This window comes from Rhizobium sp. NXC24, from assembly GCF_002944315.1.
Lineage (GTDB): Bacteria > Pseudomonadota > Alphaproteobacteria > Rhizobiales > Rhizobiaceae > Rhizobium.
The window spans coordinates 1,442,265-1,462,681 of sequence record NZ_CP024311.1 but is presented as its reverse complement, the minus strand read 5'-3'; the positions used below and the strand labels follow the sequence as shown (position 1 = coordinate 1,462,681).

Below are 20,417 nucleotides of genomic sequence, written 5' to 3'. Positions count from 1 at the left end.
ACGCCTTATCTCAGTTTAAGGACCCACACCGCGTATCCGTCAGGGACGAAAATTCGCAGGCATAGGCCGACTGGTCTTTCTGCATAAACACAACGAATTTGCCGCCGTTCGGCACGGCGGCCTTTATTTCATAGCCACGTGACACGAGATCGGCCATGGTCGATACCGCGCTCTGCGAAGCCGTATTTCCGCTCTTTGCAACATTCGAGCTTTTCGCATTCGAACCTTGCACGGAGATGCTGGGCAACGCCTGCGCCTTGCCGGCCTGCTGAGCCGAAGCTCCGGAAGCAACGAGAAGCGCAGTAGCGATGACCAGCCAAAGCTTCATCAGCGATCCACCTCACCGAACACGATGTCGAGCGAACCGAGCACGGCCGCGACGTCGGCAAGCAGATGGCCGCGGCACATGAAATCCATGGCCTGCAGATGCGCATAGCCCGGCGCCCGGATCTTGCAACGATACGGCTTGTTCGAACCGTCGGAGACGAGGTAGACGCCGAACTCGCCCTTCGGCGCTTCAACGGCGGCGTAAACTTCACCGGCCGGCACGTGATAGCCTTCGGTGTAGAGCTTGAAGTGGTGGATCAGCGCTTCCATCGAGCGCTTCATTTCACCGCGCTTCGGCGGCACGACCTTGCCGTCCAGCGAGGAGACCGGGCCAGTCTTGGCATCGCCAAGCAGGCGGTTGACGCACTGCTTCATGATGCGGACCGACTGGCGCATTTCGATCATGCGGATCAGGTAACGGTCGTAGCAATCGCCGTTCTTGCCGATCGGAATGTCGAATTCGAGATCGGAATAGCATTCGTAGGGCTGCGCGCGGCGCAGGTCCCATGCGGCGCCCGAGCCGCGGACCATGACGCCCGAGAAGCCCCAGGCCCAACAGTCTTCCAGCGACACGACGCCGATGTCGACGTTGCGCTGCTTGAAGATGCGGTTGCCGGTGAGAAGCTCGTCAATATCGTCGAGCGCCTTCAGGAAGGGATCGCACCAATCGCCGATATCCTCAACCAGCTTTTCCGGCAGATCCTGGTGAACGCCGCCCGGACGGAAATAGGCGGCATGCATGCGCGAGCCGGAGGCACGCTCATAAAACACCATCAGCTTTTCGCGCTCTTCGAAGCCCCAGAGCGGCGGCGTCAACGCGCCAACGTCCATGGCCTGCGTCGTCACGTTCAGCAGATGCGACAGGATACGACCGATTTCGGAATAGAGCACGCGGATCAACTGACCGCGGATCGGGATCTCGATGCCGAGCAGCTTTTCGACGGCCAGCGCGTAGGCGTGTTCCTGGTTCATCGGCGCCACGTAATCGAGGCGATCGAAGTAAGGAACGGCCTGCAGGTAGGTCTTCGTCTCGATCAGCTTTTCCGTGCCGCGATGCAGCAGGCCGATATGCGGATCGACGCGTTCCACAATTTCGCCGTCCAATTCGAGGACAAGACGCAAAACGCCGTGCGCAGCCGGGTGCTGCGGACCGAAATTGATGTTGAAGTTGCGAACGTTGTGTTCAGTCATTGCAATGCGCTCCGCTTATTGCAGGCATTAGCCAGTAGGCAATAGGCAATAGTGTAACCGTTAACTCTCATATCCGTGTCGTTCGTCCTGCAATCGGCGAATAAGCGATCGCAGCATCTTGCCGATTTCATCACCCAAGGACATCGTCGCCTTAATTCGCTCAAAAGCGACGATCTCTACTCGCGTTGACAATATCAGATGCGTTTCCAATTCCTTCAGCGACCCTTGTGCGATCTTTAGGTGATGAACGTAAGCCCCTGTAGCTTCTCGCCCAAAACCTTCCGCGATGTTTGCCGCGATAGATACAGATGCGCGCCGTATCTGTGAAACCAAGCCGTAAATCTCTTCCTTCGGAAATTCCTTGGTAAGAGCATAACATTCAACAGCAAGGTCCATCGAGCGCTGCCACACAGTAAGGTCCTGGTAGGAATTAATCGCCGTTTGCCATTCTCCTATTGCCTATTGGCTACTGCCTATTGCCTCTTACTGCTTCGCCTTCTCGTCACCCGGGAGCACGTAGTCTGTGCCCTCCCACGGCGAGAGGAAGTCGAAGTTACGGAATTCCTGCTTCAGTTCGACCGGCTCGTAGACCACGCGCTTGGCGGCGTCGTCATAACGAACTTCGACGAAACCGGTGGTCGGGAAATCCTTGCGCAGGGGATGGCCTTCGAAGCCATAGTCGGTCAGAAGGCGGCGCAAATCCGGGTGGCCGGTGAAAAGAACGCCGTACATGTCCCAGGTCTCGCGCTCGAACCAATCGGCGCCGGGATAGACGCTGCAAGCCGACGGCACCGGCTGATCTTCGGCGACCGGAACCTTGATGCGGATGCGCAGGTTCTTCTTCGGCGACAGCAGGTGGTAGACGACGTCGAAACGATCGGGACGCTGCGGCCAGTCGACGCCGCAAATATCCGTCAGGTTGACGAAGCCGCATTTGGCATCATCACGCAGGAACGTCAGCAGCGCGACCACGTTTGCTGCCGTCGTCGTCACGTTCAGCTCGCCATACTTGATCTCGGACGACGAAATCAGCGTGCCGCGAACTTCCGTGAGATAGGTGGCGAGTTCGTTCAGGGCTTCACTCATATTGCCTTGTCCCCTGCCTTACCGTTCGATCGTGCCGGTGCGCCGGATTTTCTTCTGCAGCAGAAGCACGCCGTACAGCAGCGCCTCCGCCGTGGGAGGACAGCCCGGCACATAGATGTCGATCGGCACCACGCGGTCGCAACCGCGCACGACGGAATAGGAATAATGATAGTAGCCGCCGCCGTTGGCGCAGGAGCCCATTGAGATGACGTAGCGCGGTTCCGGCATCTGGTCGTAGACCTTGCGCAGAGCGGGTGCCATCTTGTTGGTCAGCGTGCCGGCGACGATCATGACGTCAGACTGGCGCGGCGAGGCGCGCGGTGCGAAACCGAAGCGCTCGACGTCATAACGCGGCATGGAAACCTGCATCATTTCGACGGCGCAGCAGGCGAGACCGAAGGTCATCCACATCAGCGAGCCGGTACGGGCCCAGTTGATCAGCTCGTCTGTCGAAGTGACCAGAAAGCCCTTGTCGGCGAGTTCATTGTTGATCTCGCCAAAATACGGATCATTGCTGCCAACGGGCTTGCCGGTTGCGGGATCGATGATCCCCTTCGGCTGCGGCGCAACGAGCGTCGTGTTGCTTTGGACTACTCCCATTCGAGCGCCCCCTTCTTCCATTCATAAATAAAGCCGATGGTCAGCACCGCCAGGAATACCATCATCGACCAGAACCCGAACCAGCCGATCGCACCAAAGGATACGGCCCAAGGGAAAAGGAAGGCGACTTCCAGGTCAAAGATGATGAAGAGAATCGACACAAGATAGAAGCGGATGTCGAACTTCATGCGGGCGTCGTCGAATGCGTTGAAGCCGCACTCATAGGCCGACAGCTTTTCCGAATCAGGCGCCTTGAAGGCGACGGCAAACGGCGTGATCAACAACGCCAGGCCGATCACCACGGCAATACCAATGAAAATAGCTATCGGAATATAGGAACTGAGCAGTCCAGTCATCATGTCCATCCCTGCTTGCCATGTGCGCCGGGGCGGCGCCTCTGGGCAAATGCCCAAGCCAAGCGAAAGAGCGTTGCAACAGAGCCGTGGTTAGCGCAGCCGGAGCGCGGGCGCAAGCCTTTTGAATATGTCGTTTCAAGCACTACCGAACCGGACTTACCAACAGGCTGTAACGATATCGCGACAAATCCGCGCAAAGGCAAAACGGCTTTTTCGCAGTCGCAGCAAATTGATGATTGATTGTAATGGCTTGAAACAAATGGCGCGAGTGACGGGGCTCGAACCCGCGACCTCCGGCGTGACAGGCCGGCACTCTAACCGACTGAGCTACACCCGCGCATCGTTTGACCTTTCGGTCATGCGAAATCCGGCAATCATGCTTTAAAATGGCGCGAGTGACGGGGCTCGAACCCGCGACCTCCGGCGTGACAGGCCGGCACTCTAACCGACTGAGCTACACCCGCACTTCATTTCAAGCATTCCGGATGCTTTCGCATCCATCAAAGCGGCCTCGCCGTTCGATGAGCGGCTAACTACGGGGTTCGCGTTTGGGTGTCAAGCAGGTTTAAATACAAATCCATGACAGAGCACGAATTGTTTTCGCGACCGCCGCCGGCACGTTTCGGCTCCGTCGATTTGGCATGGCAGGTTCGCGCCTCACGCATTTCAAAAACGGCTCATAAACCCGCCCCAACCAAGCCGGGCTTCCCCAGCAGTCGCATGTGGCGATATCGTCCACTGATGCCGCGCCATCAAAAAAATCAAAAAATCTTCACAAACACTCTTGCGGTTTTTTGTCGTTCCGCATAGATCACGGCCACCGAACGCGGCGGGCCAGTGACCCGCTTGCTGCAAGGGCGATTAGCTCAGTTGGTAGAGCGCCTCGTTTACACCGAGGATGTCGGGAGTTCGAGTCTCTCATCGCCCACCATTTTCCAAATATAAATCGATTGGTTGAAATAACGGTTTTCAAGCTATTTGACAGCGCTCTTTGCGCACCAGAACGGTGCCAACGCCCCAGCGGCACCCGCTCAATAATTCCCCGTAATCACGATCGTCAGAAGTACCGCTGAAACAACCACAAGAGCTGCGATGATTGCGAGCAGCTCCTTCAGCATAAAACGTTCCATCTTGCCGCCATCCATGACGTTTGCTCCCCGCAAACTGCTTATTCGCGCTTTGTCCCAACATCGAATCGCTGCGTTAGGTTTAACGCGAATCTCCCATAGGCGGAGGGTATGTCAATTTCGGGTCGGGAATATCGATCTTTGTCGGCCTTTGCCGTGGCGGCGGGTCGATATAGGCGGCCGGGAGGTTGACGCTTCGCGATAGGAGCCGCTTAGCGATCTCAGCGGATGCCGCCCGTGCGCCGGCCCGCGAGTAAAAATTCCCGCGCACCTGCACCGATGCGGCAAGCAGTTTCAGAAATGCGCTGCGAAGGCCGGGCAACGGCTTTGCTGGATTGCCCCAGAAGAGGTCCAATGGCTTTTGGTCCGTCAGACGGTCGATATCGTAGATCGCCGCTCCAAGGGCTTTTACCGGTCTCTCAGCCTGCAGGGCGGAAAGTGCGGCGGTGGAATTGACCGTCACCATGCCCTGGCTTGCCGAAATCAATTTTTCGAGATTGCCGCCGTCGATAAAATGGATGCGGGAGGACAGGGCGAGCCTTGCGCCTATGCCGTGGATATAGCCCCTCCAGTCGACAAGCCCATTGTCGAGCGGATGAAGCTTTATAACCAAATGCATGTTTGGCGCTGCGTGCGCGGCAAACGACTGCATGATCTGCTTGATTGCATCCTGCTGTCGATGGAAGGGCGAGTGCGAGCGGAGTTGATAATCCGTCTGAAGCTGCAGGGGATAGACGAAGAATCGCGTCTCAGCGGTGATCAAGCACTCGATGGTCGCCTCCGCTTCCCGTGCACGCCTGCCGCTCGACGGCAGCCGGCGGAGCCAGCCCGCATATTCCACCAGCGGATGATAGAGCGCATGGCGCCGATAGCCGGGATAGAGAAACCACAGAAAAGCGTTGGGAAGATTGTAGAGGAGATCATAGGCCGCTTCGGCCAGGAAACTGTGACTGAAGCGACGGCTCCAGTCCGGCTCGGGAAGGCTCGCCGCGGCCTGGACGAGGTATAGCGGATCGACGGGAAAACGGGAATTGGATGACATTCCGTCACGCTCGAGCGTCACCCAATCCGGCCGCAGATATCCCATCTCGACGACATTGATACTAGCGGCTCGCCGCCTCGCCTCTTCGATGGCGACTTGATGGTACGGGCGCTCTTCCCCGAGAAGAATCAGGTCCGTGACCCTGTCGGCCTCGATTCGGCGGCGAACGTAGCTGCGCCAACCGGCAAAGCCGCCGCGATAATTGAAGGCGCCACGGCGGCGCCAGAATATCCAATCGCCCGGGTTGAGGTTGATGCGTATGCAGCGATGGCCTGCCGCTTCCAGCCCCCCGGCGATTTCAACGAAAAGCGGTGAGGACGGCCCTTGCAGGAAAAGAAAGACACGCGGAGAAGCCGCTGCATCCCCCTGCCCGTCAGCCATCACTCCGGAACCTCGGTGCTGAGGCCGGCGTAGCGCAGCAGCGTGCCGATGAGGTTCCAAGGCGCTTCTTCCTGCGGCGGCATCGGCTTTTGCGAGTGCGACCGCGCACGGCCGAGCGGAACGACGATGTAGTCCGTGCGCGGATCGGGGAAGGGATCGGCGAAGGCCTTCAGCAGCGGCGCGTGATCACCGTAGAATAGCAGCCACACAGGACGGTCGAGCCGATCCAAGTGATGCGCGAGATTGCCCAGCGCATGGTCGGCGCGCATCAGCAGCTCGCTATAGATATCGACCGGATTTGTCAGGTCGCCGCAGCGGCCGGGCTCCCAAGGGCCATGATTCGCCATGGAAGCGACGAAGACGAAATTTTTTCCGGCGCCATCCTCGTCGATCGCCCGAATCACGCTTTTCGTCAGCGACAGGTCGCTGACATAGGGGCCGTCGCGGTCGGGCCGGTGGTCGAATTCGTCCAGCATCATCATCCGGTCGAAACCGAGCTGCGGCATGGCCTTGTGACGCAGGAAAAAAGTTTTGTCGTAGGGGTGGATGAATTGCGTCTTCCAACCGGCCTTCCGCAGCCGTTGCGGCCAGACAACATCCTTATAGTGGCTGGCGCGCAAATAGGGGTAGCTCGCGTCGATATGGACGTTTTCGGGCAACAAGCCGCTCAGCACTGCGAACTCGGTGCGCAGCGTATAGCCGCCCTCGAAAACGCTTGTCATGCGGCCCCATTGGGCGGCCTGCTCCCGTAGCCGGTCAAGATTGGGCAGCTTGACGTTTTCCACGCCGAAATGCCGGAGATCGATGAAGGATTCGGATTGCCATATGACGATCAACGGTTCGTCGTCGCCATGCTCCCATAGTTCATGAAGAGCGGAAATGAAGCGTTCCGATAACTGAGTGACGATAGCCTCGCGCCTGACGCCCACCCAGATGACGAAATGAAAGACGACGGATTCAAAAGTGCCGAATCGGACCGTATCCTTCTTGACGTCGACCTTGCCGAGAACATTCTGTGTGAAACGACAAACGGGGCCGCTGACGATCCGGCTGAATAAGGCGAGCCAGGGGCCGAAGGCGATCGCCAGCATCACGAGAACCCAAAGGAAACCGTTGTGGCTGGGCAGGATCGAGGGCTCGAAATACATATAAAGCGCGCTGACGCCGAATACATAGGAGAGCGCGATGACCCAGAAGACGATGTTCAGAGACGTCGCGTAGAAAATCTCTTTGTATTTGAAAACATCGACCACTAGGGCGATGTCGGAAAAGACCAGGGGTTCGCGGATGAACTCGAATTTTGCGCGCGAAATTCCGGTGAAGATGACGAAGAAACTGATCGCACCCTGCGCACCATAAATCGGACGCCAGGAGATTGCGAAGAAGAAGCCGTAGATGAGAGCGATGACGGGAATTCTTGCCGCCCATTCGAACGCCAGCCGCTTCAAACTTCTCTCTGTATGATTTTGTTTGTTGACTGCGGCAGGCATCGCAAAAGGGTCGGTCAGGAAAATGACCACGCAGGAAAAAGCGAAGCAACCAAGCGTCAACAGCGCCGGAAAATCATGAAGTTTCAAAACTAAACCGTCCAAGATATATAGTCTGCGGCAGCTCGCTCCAAAAACCGGAAAAAGCCGCCAATTCCAAAATTCTATCGTTCTATGTGTCTCACCAGGCGCGCTGGAGCATGACATAAATTATGGAAACTTCGTTCAGCCCCGATCAAAGCCTTTGTCGATCGAGCGGGCAAGGCTTCCATCCCGTCCTTGCTCAATTATTTTTCGAAGCTTGCGAGAATACCACCATATCAACAGCGGCTTTATCAAGGGCCCGAAATAGGCGAGAGCGGTCAGCGACCATCCAAAGTGGATTCGGGCCTTGCCGCGGTCGAGACCGCCGACGATTTTTGCCGCCACGGCTTCGGCGCTCCACGGCTTGACCGTACCCATCAATAGCTCCGCCTCGGCGGGCCGCATCGACATTTCACGGTGATATTGCGGCGTGAGCGTATCCGGCGGAAAGCAGATCGCGACACGCACCCCGGCGATGGCCGCTTCTGCGCTCAGGGCTTCGGCAAAGCCGATCAGCGCCGACTTGGAGGCGCAATAGGCGGTGTAGCCGTAAATGCCGATCAAAGCGGCGCCAGAGGAGATCATCATGATCTTGCCGCTGCGACGGGTCTTCATGCCCTTATAGACAGCGCGCACGATATTCGCCGTTCCCAGGAGATTGGTGGCAATCTGCTCGTCGAAAACTACGGCCGGCATAATATCGAAAGCAGATGGCTCGACGATGCCGGCAGACGCGATCAGGACGTCGCAAGGTCCGAAAGCACGCTCGCAGGCCTCAACGGCTTCCAAAACCTGTTTGGCGGATGCGACATCGACGGAGGCAATCTGGATGCAAGAAAGATCGACGCCTGCCATGGTCGCAATCTCAACACGCGCCTCTTCCAGACGCCCGGGGTGGCGAGCAAGAAGAGACACCCGGTCGCCTCTGATGGCATAGAGCTTGGCGATCGCCAGACCGATCCCGCTTGAGCCTCCGGTGACGATGACATGCATGACCTGATCGCCTTAAGTCTATGGCTTGCCGGCGGCCTGGCGCGCCGGCAACAACTGCATCACCTTGTCCATATCGATGGACGCCAGGCCGAAATTCCGATCCTGTAAATCCTGGAGTTTCCGGGCCGTTACGGCGACTGAACGGCGGATTTGCTCTTCGGTGTGATTGCAGGTGATGAAGAAGCGCAGCCGCGCCATGCCTTCGGGCACGGCCGGGTGAATGATCGGCAGCACATTGATGCCTTCGCCCAGCAAATCATTGGAAAGCTGCACCGCTCGCAGCGAATCGCCGACGATGACGGGAACGACGGAAAAGCCAAGACTCAGACCGGTATCGAGGCCCGCCTCCCTGGCACGCTGCAGGAAGAGGCTGCCATTGCGCCTGAGCCGAGCGGCCCTCTCCGGTGCGGACTCCAGAATTTGTAAGCCGGCGATGGCCGCCGTGGCCAGAACCGGGGCAAGACCGACGCTATAGACGAAGCCGCCTGCCTCCGCCTTCAGGATATCGGCGAGCGCGCTGCTGCCGGCAATATAGCCGCCGCAGCTCGATGTCGTCTTCGAAAGCGTTCCCATCCAGATGTCGACATCGCGCGGATCGAGGCCGAAATGCTCGAAGGTGCCGCGTCCCTTTTCGCCGAGGATGCCGAGCGCATGAGCCTCGTCCACCATCAGCCAGAAGCCGTACCGGGCCTTCAGCTCCAGAAGCGCCGGGAGATCGGCGACATCGCCGTCCATGGAATAGATGCCTTCGACAATGACCAGGATACGGCGAAAGTCGGAAGACAGTGTCTTCAGGATGCTTTCAAGATTTTCTGCGTCATTGTGCTTGAACAGGCGCCGCGCCGCGCCGGAAAGCTTGATACCGGCAAGCGCGCTGTTGTGGATGAACTCATCGTGGATGACGAGGTCCTGCGGCCCCAGCAGACAGCCGATGGTCGCCACATTGGTCAAGTAGCCGCTGACGAAGCAGACAGCAGCATCGACGCCATAGAGCTTGGCGAGCTGCTGCTCCAGCTCGACATGCACCGGCCGCTCTCCGGCGACAAGGCGGCTGGCGGAAGCTGAGATGCCGAAACGGTCGATGGCTTCCTTGGCACGGGTTGCCACGAGAGGGTCGGTATTGGTGGCAAGGTAATCATAGGAGGCGAAATTGACGAATTCTCGTCCGCCCATCTTTGTCGTCGCGCCGGCGGCGGTATCATGCGAGCGGTAGAAAGGATTAGCGATACCGGCCATCTCGCCGGCAATCTTCTGCGTCATGACGCGCTTATATTCCGGCAAATCCTCGAAGCGCTGAGCCTGACGAACCGGCTGCTGCGGCTGCCTGTTCAACCGCTCCGCCCGGTTGCGTCCGGAAGATTCGTTGGCGCGGCGCATCTGCTCCAGCAGGCTGCTTTTCTTGTCGCCGGGCGGAACAACCCCATTGGCATCTTGCGTCATGAGCGTGCGGCCTTCTTCTGAAGGGAGTGGCTTTGGACCAATCGGCTGACCACTTGATCCTCGCTCGCCGCCGAACCCTCGACCTCCCCGCCACCACGATTCATGACCCTGTCACGCAAGCGGCTGACGACGTCGCTGACCGTCGTCCCCTCCCCGATCCCACTCAAGGGAATGTCGAAACCGGTCTTCTGCTGGAAGCTCATGCCGAGTTCCATCGCCATCAGGCTGTCGAGGCCGATATCCTTCAGCACCTTGTCGGGTGTAATCGTATCTTCGGTCACGCGCAGGATCGCAGCAATTTCCGAAGCCACGATCACGTGCAAAGCGGATTGCGCCTCCTCCTCGGATTTACCTTTGATCAATTCGCTGAGATCGATGATGTCGCCATCGTTCAGGGACTGATGATCGCCCGCATGGCGCATCAGCGGTTCGAACAGCGACCGGGCGGCGATCGGCAGCATGCGTGCCGCACTCCAATCAATTTCGGCGATCATAACGGCTGCGGCATCGATCTCGCCGGTATCGGCCAGCATGTAACGTTCGACCTGCTCCAACGCATCGCGCGCCTTCAAGGCGGCCTTGCCGATGCGCTTGGACAAGAGCTCGTTGACCTCGATATTGCGGGCAAGAAATCCTTTGTCCGCAATGGCGCCGAAGCCAACGGCGAGCGCCGGCAGACCGGTGGCGCGGCGCGATCGCGCTAAACCTTCGAGATAGCCGTTCGCTGCGACGTAATTCGCTTGCCCAGGATTGCCGAGCATCGTCGTCGCGGACGAAAACAGCAGGAACAGATCGAGGCTGTCATTCCGGGTCAATCGATGAAGATTGTCGGCACCCCTGACTTTCACCTCGATAACCGGCCGATTGCGCTCTGGTGTCAGGTTGGCGAGAAGTCCATCGTCCAAGACCATGGCGGCATGGATAATGCCCTTCAGCGCACCCTCGGAACGAAGCGAGCCAAGCAGTGCCTCGACAGCAACCTCGTCGGTGATGTCGCAGGCGTGCAGCGTTGCCACGACGCCTTTCTTCTCCCATTCACCAACGGTGTTCAGCGTCTCCTCATCGGCGACGCCCCGGCGCGAGCACAGAGCGATGCGGCGCGCACCCTTGGACACGAGCCAGTTGGCGGCCGCGAGACCGAAACCGCCGATACCCCCAGCCACGAGGAAAATGCCGGCGGGATCGAGCCGCAGCGATTTAGCCGGCGCCGGCAAGACAGGATCGACACCGAGAACAGGCGGGCGAACGACGATCTTGCCGATATGACCGGCATTCTGCATCAGCCGGAAAGCACCGGCGATCTCATCATAGCCGAAGGCACGATAGGGCAGCGGAGTGAGCTTGTGATCGGCAAAGAGCTGACCGATCTCCGCAAAGATCCGCTTCGTTAAGGCGGGAGCGTTGACCAGCAGTTGATCGGCGTCGATGCCGAAATAGCTGATATTGCGGCGGAAGGGGCGCAGACCGATCTTGCGGTCGGAATAATAATCGCGCTTGCCTAATTCCAGGAAGCGGCCGAACGGCTTGACCAGCTCGATGCTTCGCTCCATCGCCTCGGAAAACAGCGAATTCAACACAAGATCGACGCCTTCGCCCCGGGTAATGTGGCGAACGCCCGCAACGAAATCCAGCGAGCGGGAGTCAAGCACGTGGTCGGCGCCGAGCATTTGAAGGAAGCGGCGCTTCTCGACCGTGCCGGCGGTGGCGATCACCTTAGCGCCCTTGAGCTTAGCGACCTGCAACGCGGCAAGGCCGACACCGCCGGCAGCGCCATGGATCAGGATGGTTTCACCCGATTGGATACGCCCCAGCTCGACCATAGCGTAATAGGCGGTCAGGAAGGCGACGGGCACCGTGGCCGCGGCAAGCGTGTCCATCGTCTCCGGCAGCTTGGTGACACCATCGCGGCGCACGCGCACGTGGGTCGAAAACGCAGCGGGACCAATGCCCATGACCTTGTCGCCCGGCTGGAGGTCGCCGACGGCAGAGCCGGTTTGCAGGACGCGACCGGCGAACTCCATGCCGATCGTTGCGCCGGCAAACCCATCCTCCAGCGCTTCTTCTGGCAACAGGCCCATCGCCCACATGACGTCACGGAAATTGAGGCCGGTGGCTTCGACGGCAATGATGACCTCGTCATCCGACGGCGCCGACAAATCCGCCTCTTCCCAAACAACGCTGTCCAACCGGCCACTCGTATGTTGCCGGATCGCCGCCGAGGCTACATCGCGGCGGTTCATCTCGGTCGCCGCAAAAGGCCCGGCCACGGCCCGGATTTCGCGGATCTCGCCGGTTACCCTGTCGAGCATCCACTCCCGGTTATTGGTCTCGGCGAAAAGAAGGGTCTCAACGGCTGCGATCGCCCGCTCATCGTCGGTTTCGGCATCAAGCAGGTGCACGTCGAAGCCATCATATTCATTCTGCAGCACGCGCGCGAAGGCCCACAAGCCGGCATTGGCGCCATCAACCCGCTCTTTGGCAAGCGGCGAACCGCCCGGAGCCGCGATTACAAGGCGCGGTCTGTCACCCTCCGCATATCTCGTCAATGCATCGGCCAGCTCTGCGAACACGTCGAGCCGCATCCGCGACAGATCGGACGCGCCGCGCTCGCCCTCCCGCTCTGCCAGATAGAGAATATGGCGCGGATGGTGGGACGCGAGGACCTCGGCGAGGTTCGAAGACGCTGCTCTGACGTCGACTGCGATCATCCGCATATCGGAAAGGCCGATGCTCGCGCCACGCTCGGACAGAACTAAAAGCGGTGCGTCGGCGCGGGATACAGCAGGCTCGTCTTCGACTTGACCTTCGGATGCAGCCAACGCCGTGATCAGCACCCCTTCGGGGAATACCTGCTCCTCGATCCGAGGCTTGCCGAAACCGAGCGCCGCAAGGATATCCTCGACCTGCTGCAGCGTACCCAACTGGCCTACAGGGAATTCCGGCGACTGACTGTCGGCGAACCATCCCTCCGACAGGCCAAACGCGAAATCGTTGAAGACGCTCGGCGCTCGATCGGCAAACAGGAGTTGCGCGCCACGCGCGGCAGCGCTGCGGATGGCGGCTTTCAGCCCGTCGTCATGGGATAGAAGATGCTGGCTCTGATCACTACACGCAATGATAACGTCGGCGAGTGGCTGATCGGCAAGCTTGCCAGGCTCCGCGACGATGACATGTGCGGCACCCTCGAAGGCGATTTCAAGTGCACGGCGCACCTGCTCTCGCGGCTCGGTTATGATCAGGCTGGCGCCGGCCTTGGCGGCGATCGCGGCCAACCGCTGGCTAAAGGCTGCGGATGTCGACCCCGCTTCCAGAATAAAACCAATATCGCCGGGATTGGTCTCGATGGACACTGCGAGGGCCTCGGCAACAAGCGAAAGCCGCCTGCTGCTCAAGGGCGAGTGAACGAGCACATGCTCCAGCGTCGCTCCGCCAGTCGTATGAACAGTTGCCTCGGCCCGCTTTTGGCCAAGCACATGTCTATGAACGGCGGCCAGACGCTCCAGGGTTTCGCGATAGGCATTGTTGACGAGAATTGCTTCGGCGACCCGGCCGGCATCTTCGCGATAGAGCTCCTGCAGCACTTCGCCCACCGGCGGCAGAGTAAAATCGAGCGGAATATGCCATTTGCCATCATCAGCCGAAGCGATGCCGGCATCCTCCAAAATATAGAGGCAGTTGATCAGGAACGGGTGGAATTCCGGATCGTCCGGAAGGTTTGAAAGCGAAACCGCACCATCCCTGCCCGCGATCGCCAAGGCGATCTCATGGCATGCCCGGTAAATTGCTGCGTCAAGAAGCAGGGTTGCATTATTGAGCGAATGGTTTCCATTGAGACCGCGCAGTGCCGAAGCATCTGGCATAACCATGTCCGATGCGGATCGGCGGCCAAAAATCGCCGATGGCACGGTCTCATAGTGAAAGGAGACGGAATCGAGCGTCATATGCCGGCGCAGATAGGTGCGGCGGAAGCGGCAATCGTCGAAAACGGCAACCTCATCGCCGTCGCCGTCGAACATCCGGAAGCGGGCCTTGATCGAATTCCGGCTGAACCGATCGATCTCAATGACCGCTTTGACAACCGGTCTTCCCTTGCCAGCTACCCGCACAGTGCCGAAACGAACCGGGATATAGGGAGCTCCCGCCTCATCGCCCGACAGTTTATCGAAGAGCGCGACGAGGCCGTGGAACGCCGCATCGATCGACATCGGATTGAGGTTGTAGGTTACGAACGGATGGGCGGGAGCGGCAGCCGGCTTCAGCTCCACTTCAATGACGCTGCGCCCGAAAGCGACAGCCTTCGATAGAAGCTGGAAATGCGGACCATATTGCAGCCCGAAACGCTCGGCCGTTTCATAGGTCTTCTCGGACGTGAGAATGGATTTCTCTTCCTCGAACCGCCATGCGGCTCTGTCTTCGGCATCGCCCTTCCCGATCGGCTTGCGGCCGCGCGCGACCGCATGAACGGTCCAGTCGTCGTTGCTCAGCCTCTCACGCGAGCGGATCTCGATATCGCCCGTCTCCGGGGAAAGGATGGTCGACAGTTCCACCATCCGATCCTGCCGCAGTTCCAAGGGTCTGACGATTTCGAGATTGCCGATCTCAACCGCATCCGTCTGGTAATATCGCTGAGCTGCCGTGACGGCGATCTCGATGAAACCGCTGCCCGGCAAGATCGACTTGCCGTCGACGACATGTTCGGCGAGATCGGCGAAGAGATGCGCATCCAGATGGTTCTTCCAGGTGGAGGCGTTGGGGTCCGTGCGCCAGCCCAGCAGGGTGTAAGGGCTCTTGCCGTCGCGGCCAAAAATGTCGATTTCGTCCGTTGTTGGCTGCGAACGCAGCTCCACCGGTTCGAACGGCAAAGACGGCAGCTTAACGAAGGCATTGCGCGTGGCGCTGCCGCGCGAACGCAGCGCCGACGCGCCATGTGCGACAGCGCGCGCAAAAGCCTGCGAAACCGGATCCCGCCCGGAGAGCGGCGGCTCCCGCAGCAATGTCGGTATGGCAACCGCCTGGACGGACGCCTGCTTGGCGATCTCCGTCATGTAATTCGAAAGGATCGGGCGCGGCGCGATTTCAATGAACAGGTTGCATCCCATCGCCATGGCCGCCTGACAGGCCGTCTTGAAAAGCACGGGATCGCGAACATTGCGCCACCAGTATTGAGCATCGAGCAAACGGCCGTCGCAGGCAGCGCCGGTTACCGTTGAAATGAAGGTGCCGCTGCCGGCATCCGGTGCGACGTCAGGCAGATCGGCCAGAAAGGCGTCCTTTGCCCGATCGATGATCGGATGGTGAAAGGGATAGTTGATGTCGAGGATATGCGCGACGATCTGCGACTTGCGAGCTGCCTCCTTGAATGCTTCGATCTCATGGACCGGGCCAGAAATCGTTATCGAATTCGGCGCGTTGATCGCTGCGATGCAGATGTCGTGGAGACCGTGCAATTTGGCGAAGGCGAGCGCCGCATCCTCGTTGAGAACGACCGCAGCCATCTTGCCTTCTCCGGCGAGAAGATCCTGATGCAGCGAACGCTTGGCGACGATCGCGACCGCTTCGGCTGCCGTCAGCGCTTTGGCCGCATAGGCGGCGGCGATTTCGCCGACGGAGTGGCCAAAGACGGCATCGGGCTTCACACCGAGCGCCGAGAAGCAGTCCGATAGGGAGGCTTGAATTGCAAAAAGCAGAGGCTGCGCGATCTTGGTGTCGGCGAGCCGCATGGATAAATCGGAGGAAACCAGGATATCCGTAAGCTTCTCGGCGAGATAATATTCGAAGAGCGCGCTGAACGACTGAAAACACTGCCGGAAATGGCTGTTTTCCCGATAAGCCTCGACGCCCATGCCCGCCCATTGCGAGCCGTTGCCGGAAAAGACGAAGGCGATCTTGATCGCCTGTCCCGGCACTTCGCCGACCTCACCAACGGAATTTTCACCGTCAAGATGCGCATCGATCGCCGCAAGCACTGCGGCGCTGTCTTTGGCCTTGGCGGCGAAACGGTGGCGCATCGGTTCGCGATTGGCAGCGGCGGCCGCGATGATCTGCCGGGCTTCCTTGGGCTCTGCCCGTTCGAGCCGGCTCCTGTAGTCCTCGAGCAGCTTCGACAGCGCCGAAGCCGTATGAGCGCTCGCAACGAAAATCGTGCCCTCGCCCCGCAATGGTGGTTCGGGCGGAGCGACCGGATCGGGATCGCTGATGACGACATGGGCGTTCGTGCCCCCGAAGCCGAAGGAATTGATGCCGGCAAAGCGCGGCCGTTTGGCCGGAAGGAGCTCGATGGCCGATGTATTGACCCGAACGTTCAATCCTTCGAAATCGATGGTTTCATTCGGCTGCTCGAAATGCAGCGATGCCGGCAGAAAATTGTTCTCCAGCGCGATCATCGCCTTCAGCAGGCCGAAAAGACCGGAGGCGGGCTCGGTATGGCCGATATTGGACTTGATTGAGCCGACCGGCACCGGCGCCCGGCGGTTCCGGCCAATGATATTGCCGATCGCCCAAATCTCGGCGGGATCGCCAACCTTAGTCCCCGTACCATGACCTTCGATGAAGGCTATGCGGTTGACGTCGATGTTCTGCCCTTCATAGATCGAACGCAGCAAAGCGGCTTGTGCATCGCGCGACGGCAACGAAATCCCATTTGTACGGCCGGAAGAATTCACCCCGATCGCATGGAGCCGAGCGTAACTGCGATCCTTCTCACGCAAAGCGCGATCTGTCCTGCGCAGGATGATGGCCGCGCCGCCTTCCGCGCGAACGTAACCGCGGCCATTATCGTCATAGGCGCGGCAAAGCCCTTCCGGCGACAGCATGCGCGCCTGGGAAAAGCCGACGAACGATAGCGGGTGAACCAGAAGGTTGATGCCGCCGACGATCGCAGTATCGATATCGCCGCATTCCAGCGCCCTCACCGCCTGATCGAGCGCCACGAGCGACGACGAGCAGGCCGTATCGATCGTCATACTCGGGCCATGTAGGCCGAAAATATGCGAAATGCGGTTGGAAACGATCGAGAGCGTGTTGCCCGTCATGAAATACGGGCTGCCAGCGGCCGGATCTTCGGCGGTGAGATTGCCGTGGTCAAGCGAGGAAGCGCCGACATAGACGCCGACCCTTTCGCCTTCGAAGCTATCGACGGGCAAATTCGCATCTTCCAAAGCCCGCCAGACGAGGTTCAGAAGGATGCGCTGCTGCGGATCCATCTGCATCGCCTCACGCTGCGAAAGACCGAAGACTGCAGGGTCAAAAGAGTAGATGTCGGCCATGACGCCGGCGGCGTAGCTATAGGTTTTCCCTTGCGTACCGACGACGGGGTGCCAAAAACGTGCGAGATCCCAGCGTTCATCGGGGATCCGGTTGACCGTGCAACGTCCTTCCTTGAGGACGAGGTGCAGTTCTTCAATCGAATCCGCGCCCGGGGCAACACTCGCCCGTCCGATAATTTCAACCGTCATAGTATCTCGGCGTCGTCTCTAAAATTACATAGGATGAAAGTAGCCATATTTGCTTATCACCCGTTCACACCACAATTGTCCGCGGTTGTCACCTGCAAAAACCGAGGGCTGAACACCATATCGACAAACAACACGACCCTGATCCGAAGCGGGACAGGGTCGGCTCACCACAACCCTTCCTAGAAGAACCACCATCGGAATCTCAAAAGGAAGACGCATCCCGCCGGCTCTCGCAATCCTCTGTTGCTCAATGAAAGCCAGTCTTTCGACGATGCGATATGCTGACGTCGGCATTGAAACTGCGGCTAGGCGCGTTCCGCGCCGCCTCCGCGATCAAGCCAATGTCACTGCCCCAGATTGGCAGCGGTGGCAGCACCCTGCGAGGCAATATTAAGCGGCGCACCGACCAGCGTCAGGAATTTCCGAATGTCGACCGAGGGATGACGCGATACATAGATGACGTCCCGGCTCTTGACGGGGAACGTTTGGCCGACAATGAGACTGTCGGGATGCGACATGTCGAATCTATAGACGATCGGATATCGTCCCTTGGAATCCGGCGCCATTCCCTTACGCACCAGCTCCTGGAAACGAGCGGCACCGAGGAGGTTCTGAACGATTTCCGGTTCTTCGTACCGGAACAGGAAGAACCCTTGCGCATTGGCGGCTTCATCCACCGCGCCATGGCCCAGAGCGACAGCCTCCAGCAGGTTCAAGTCGTTGGCCCCGAACTCAAGGCGGCCGTCACCCTTAACGGCGCCAAGAAGGGTAAAGGTCCTGGGATCACGCACGAGGAAAATCTGATCGCCAGGCTGAACGTAAATATCTTCAGTGGGATGTTCGATGATCGACTTTAGAAGAACCGTTCCGGTCCTGTTGCCCCGAACCAAGGTCACATAGGTCTCATAAGGCTGAGTGACCGGTCCGCCAGCCTTGGCAATGACCTGGGTGATCTTTTCGCCGATCAGATCCAAAGGAACCATCGACGGACGGCCGACGGCGCCGGAAACGGTCACCGTGCGCGATGACGTACCGGTACTCGTCACGATAACGTCCGGCTCGACCGCCTTGGTAGCCAGCGCCGCCAGGATCGCTTGACGGGCCTGTTCCAATGTCTTGCCCGCAAACTTGACCGTGCCGGCATAGGGGATGGCTGCAGTCCCATCCGGCTGGACGATAATATCCAGGGATACCTGCTTCGACTGGGCCGTCGAGAACAAACCGTCGGCGCCAGCCTCGAAGATCGTCACTTTCAGCGAATCGCCGACACCGATAACGACACGTCCGACAGGGCCGCCTATCCCGAACCGACGATTGAGTGCGCTGGACACATAGTCCGAGACAAAGCGCGCCGTGCGGCTGTTTATATCGACGACATCGAAGACGGCCGCATTCTTGCGCCCGAGTTCCACGCCCGATTGCCCGGCATCATCATCTATCGCACCGGCCAGCGGCCCTTCGCTCGAGACGGAATTACATCCCGCCAGAACCACGCAAACGAGTAACGCCGCTCCTACGCGAATCAATTGAAAAACCTCAAAATCAATATCGGCTGCTGTTACCGAGTCGGTCAGGCCAGCGCATTATTCATAAAATCAGTCGGCGTCCTGAAAAGCATAGTGAGCGCCCCTCAACAAGCCGATTTTGCACTAATGCCGTTAAAAAAATTTATGTGCGTTCTTATGAGCATACTTCCGAACTCACGCCATGGCAGCACTACCTATGCGATATAGGCTGAAAACGGAAATAAGGCAATTTCTACCGAAATTCTCCAAGTAATTTAATTAATATTCACTGAATGATAAAGGAATTCCTTAAGTAATGACATCAAGCAAGATTGGAAATCTTGCACGTCCGAAACGGAAAAAACGGATCTGAGAACCTCCTCGTTTTTATGAGGGTACCTTGCTTATGATAGCCTCGCGCTCTAAACCGTGCCCGATATAGGCAGCCAAATAAGACAACCCAAGATTAGCCGAACGGCAGATTTATTCTTTGCAGATAATAGGGAAAATCGAAGCAAGGTTGGGTAAAGCTTATTCCCGAAAAAAGACCGTGACGTGGATTGTGCCGACCACTCAAGGCGCCGCGGCGATGTGGATCAGAGCGGTAGAAAATCGGCCTCTTATGCCGGCTTAGAGGCGCCTCGAAAACCGGACGAAAATACCGATGGAAATGAAGGTGCAATCGATGCTCGGTTTTGCAAAGCGATCCAGGAAAAAGGTGACGGGGAATTCTCTGGAGGCGATATTTGACCAATATGAGCAGGGCAAACCCGATCATCAGAATGCGATCGACGCCCTTCCCGGCTGGAACAGCGCCTTTCCCGTCGCCCTCAATTTGAAAGCCGGAATACATCATCTTTATGCGGACGGCCGAATAGATTGGGCGCTGCGGTCGTTTGGTTCGATTGAGGGAAAGACGATTCTGGAAGTCGGCCCGCTCGAGGGGATGCATACTTATATGCTGCACCGCGAGCGTCCGGCACGAATCGATGCCATCGAAGCAAATCGGCTCTGTTTCCTGCGATGCCTGGTGACAAGGCAAATACTCGATATCAACACCGCTTCGTTTTTGTTGGGCGATATTCAGGCGTGGCTTACCGACCACGATGAGGTTTATGATTTTGCCGTCGCTTCCGGCGTCCTCTATCACATGGCCGATCCCGGAGGGTTTTTGAGACTGTTGGCCCGCCGCGCGAGTGCCGTTTTCATCTGGACGCATTTTTTTCTCGAAGAGGCTATGCCGGCGGGCGATGTGCGTCGCAATCCTTTCAGCGGAAAGGTCGAAACGAGGATGATCGAGGGCGTTCCGGTACGCTACTACGAACGCAGCTATCAGCATGCCAA

Annotated in this window: 13 protein-coding genes and 3 tRNA genes; 1 reads left to right on the top strand and 15 read right to left on the bottom strand. The window is 58.6% G+C overall.

Annotated features, from left to right (window positions below; all coding sequences use genetic code 11):
* Positions 1–10 precede the first annotated feature (10 nt).
* The 8 genes from NXC24_RS07230 to NXC24_RS07195 all read right to left on the bottom strand — a co-directional run bounded on the left by NXC24_RS07230 (position 11) and on the right by NXC24_RS07195 (position 4,024).
* Positions 11–328 (bottom strand): hypothetical protein, encoded by a 318-nt coding sequence (locus tag NXC24_RS07230; protein WP_104822684.1) that lies wholly within the window; start codon positions 326–328, stop codon positions 11–13.
* On the bottom strand, positions 328–1,518 hold the full coding sequence (locus tag NXC24_RS07225; protein ID WP_104822683.1) for an NADH-quinone oxidoreductase subunit D: 1,191 nt from the start codon (positions 1,516–1,518) through the stop codon (positions 328–330). The genes NXC24_RS07230 and NXC24_RS07225 overlap by 1 nt, the downstream gene beginning before the upstream one ends.
* Positions 1,519–1,578: 60 nt before the next feature.
* Positions 1,579–1,974 (bottom strand): four helix bundle protein, encoded by a 396-nt coding sequence (locus NXC24_RS07220; protein WP_281060674.1) that lies wholly within the window; start codon positions 1,972–1,974, stop codon positions 1,579–1,581.
* A gap of 27 nt (positions 1,975–2,001) precedes the next feature.
* Positions 2,002–2,604: an NADH-quinone oxidoreductase subunit C gene (locus NXC24_RS07215; protein ID WP_104822681.1), complete on the bottom strand. Its 603-nt coding sequence runs from the start codon at positions 2,602–2,604 to the stop codon at positions 2,002–2,004.
* An 18-nt stretch (positions 2,605–2,622) separates the two neighbouring features.
* Positions 2,623–3,204: an NADH-quinone oxidoreductase subunit B gene (locus NXC24_RS07210; protein ID WP_104822680.1), complete on the bottom strand. Its 582-nt coding sequence runs from the start codon at positions 3,202–3,204 to the stop codon at positions 2,623–2,625.
* On the bottom strand, positions 3,195–3,560 hold the full coding sequence (locus NXC24_RS07205) for an NADH-quinone oxidoreductase subunit A (RefSeq protein WP_028754004.1): 366 nt from the start codon (positions 3,558–3,560) through the stop codon (positions 3,195–3,197). The genes NXC24_RS07210 and NXC24_RS07205 overlap by 10 nt, the downstream gene beginning before the upstream one ends.
* Positions 3,561–3,820: 260 nt before the next feature.
* Positions 3,821–3,897, bottom strand: a tRNA-Asp gene (locus tag NXC24_RS07200).
* Between the two features lie 50 nt (positions 3,898–3,947).
* Positions 3,948–4,024, bottom strand: a tRNA-Asp gene (locus NXC24_RS07195).
* 391 nt (positions 4,025–4,415) lie between these two features.
* Here NXC24_RS07195 and NXC24_RS07190 point away from each other — a divergent pair.
* A tRNA-Val gene (locus tag NXC24_RS07190) sits at positions 4,416–4,491 on the top strand.
* A 278-nt stretch (positions 4,492–4,769) separates the two neighbouring features.
* Here NXC24_RS07190 and NXC24_RS07185 read toward each other — a convergent pair.
* The 7 genes from NXC24_RS07185 to NXC24_RS35040 all read right to left on the bottom strand — a co-directional run bounded on the left by NXC24_RS07185 (position 4,770) and on the right by NXC24_RS35040 (position 20,412).
* Positions 4,770–6,110: a capsular biosynthesis protein gene (locus NXC24_RS07185; protein ID WP_104822679.1), complete on the bottom strand. Its 1,341-nt coding sequence runs from the start codon at positions 6,108–6,110 to the stop codon at positions 4,770–4,772.
* Positions 6,110–7,687 carry a sulfatase-like hydrolase/transferase gene (locus NXC24_RS07180; RefSeq protein WP_245463942.1) on the bottom strand — a complete coding sequence of 526 codons (1,578 nt, stop codon included), beginning with the start codon at positions 7,685–7,687 and terminating at the stop codon, positions 6,110–6,112. Before NXC24_RS07180 ends, NXC24_RS07185 begins: the two co-directional genes overlap by 1 nt.
* Positions 7,688–7,822: 135 nt before the next feature.
* A complete protein-coding gene (locus tag NXC24_RS07175; protein ID WP_104822677.1) occupies positions 7,823–8,674 on the bottom strand; it encodes an SDR family oxidoreductase in 852 nt (283 codons plus the stop codon).
* A gap of 18 nt (positions 8,675–8,692) precedes the next feature.
* The gene (locus NXC24_RS07170; RefSeq protein ID WP_104822676.1) at positions 8,693–10,114 is read right to left on the bottom strand and encodes an aminotransferase class I/II-fold pyridoxal phosphate-dependent enzyme; all 1,422 of its coding nucleotides are present in this window, start codon (positions 10,112–10,114) and stop codon (positions 8,693–8,695) included.
* Complete coding sequence (locus tag NXC24_RS07165) at positions 10,111–17,568, bottom strand: type I polyketide synthase (RefSeq protein ID WP_104822675.1); 7,458 nt, start codon at positions 17,566–17,568, stop codon at positions 10,111–10,113. Before NXC24_RS07165 ends, NXC24_RS07170 begins: the two co-directional genes overlap by 4 nt.
* Before the next feature lie 344 nt (positions 17,569–17,912).
* The gene (locus NXC24_RS07160) at positions 17,913–19,091 is read right to left on the bottom strand and encodes a polysaccharide biosynthesis/export family protein (RefSeq protein WP_104825053.1); all 1,179 of its coding nucleotides are present in this window, start codon (positions 19,089–19,091) and stop codon (positions 17,913–17,915) included.
* Between the two features lie 448 nt (positions 19,092–19,539).
* Positions 19,540–20,412 carry a hypothetical protein gene (locus tag NXC24_RS35040; protein WP_158704430.1) on the bottom strand — a complete coding sequence of 291 codons (873 nt, stop codon included), beginning with the start codon at positions 20,410–20,412 and terminating at the stop codon, positions 19,540–19,542.
* Positions 20,413–20,417: the final 5 nt, after the last annotated feature.

Excerpts from the sequence above, each read along its gene's own strand:
- NXC24_RS07230 (WP_104822684.1), bottom strand. The coding sequence starts at position 328 with ATGAAGCTTTGGCTGGTCATCGCTACTGCGCTTCTCGTTGCTTCCGGA.
- NXC24_RS07225 (WP_104822683.1), bottom strand. The coding sequence starts at position 1,518 with ATGACTGAACACAACGTTCGCAACTTCAACATCAATTTCGGTCCGCAG.
- NXC24_RS07215 (WP_104822681.1), bottom strand. The coding sequence starts at position 2,604 with ATGAGTGAAGCCCTGAACGAACTCGCCACCTATCTCACGGAAGTTCGC.
- NXC24_RS07210 (WP_104822680.1), bottom strand. The coding sequence starts at position 3,204 with ATGGGAGTAGTCCAAAGCAACACGACGCTCGTTGCGCCGCAGCCGAAG.
- NXC24_RS07205 (WP_028754004.1), bottom strand. The coding sequence starts at position 3,560 with ATGACTGGACTGCTCAGTTCCTATATTCCGATAGCTATTTTCATTGGT.
- NXC24_RS07185 (WP_104822679.1), bottom strand. The coding sequence starts at position 6,110 with ATGGCTGACGGGCAGGGGGATGCAGCGGCTTCTCCGCGTGTCTTTCTT.
- NXC24_RS07175 (WP_104822677.1), bottom strand. The coding sequence starts at position 8,674 with ATGCATGTCATCGTCACCGGAGGCTCAAGCGGGATCGGTCTGGCGATC.
- NXC24_RS07170 (WP_104822676.1), bottom strand. The coding sequence starts at position 10,114 with ATGACGCAAGATGCCAATGGGGTTGTTCCGCCCGGCGACAAGAAAAGC.
- NXC24_RS07165 (WP_104822675.1), bottom strand. The coding sequence starts at position 17,568 with ATGACGGTTGAAATTATCGGACGGGCGAGTGTTGCCCCGGGCGCGGAT.
- NXC24_RS35040 (WP_158704430.1), bottom strand. The coding sequence starts at position 20,412 with ATGCTGATAGCTGCGTTCGTAGTAGCGTACCGGAACGCCCTCGATCAT.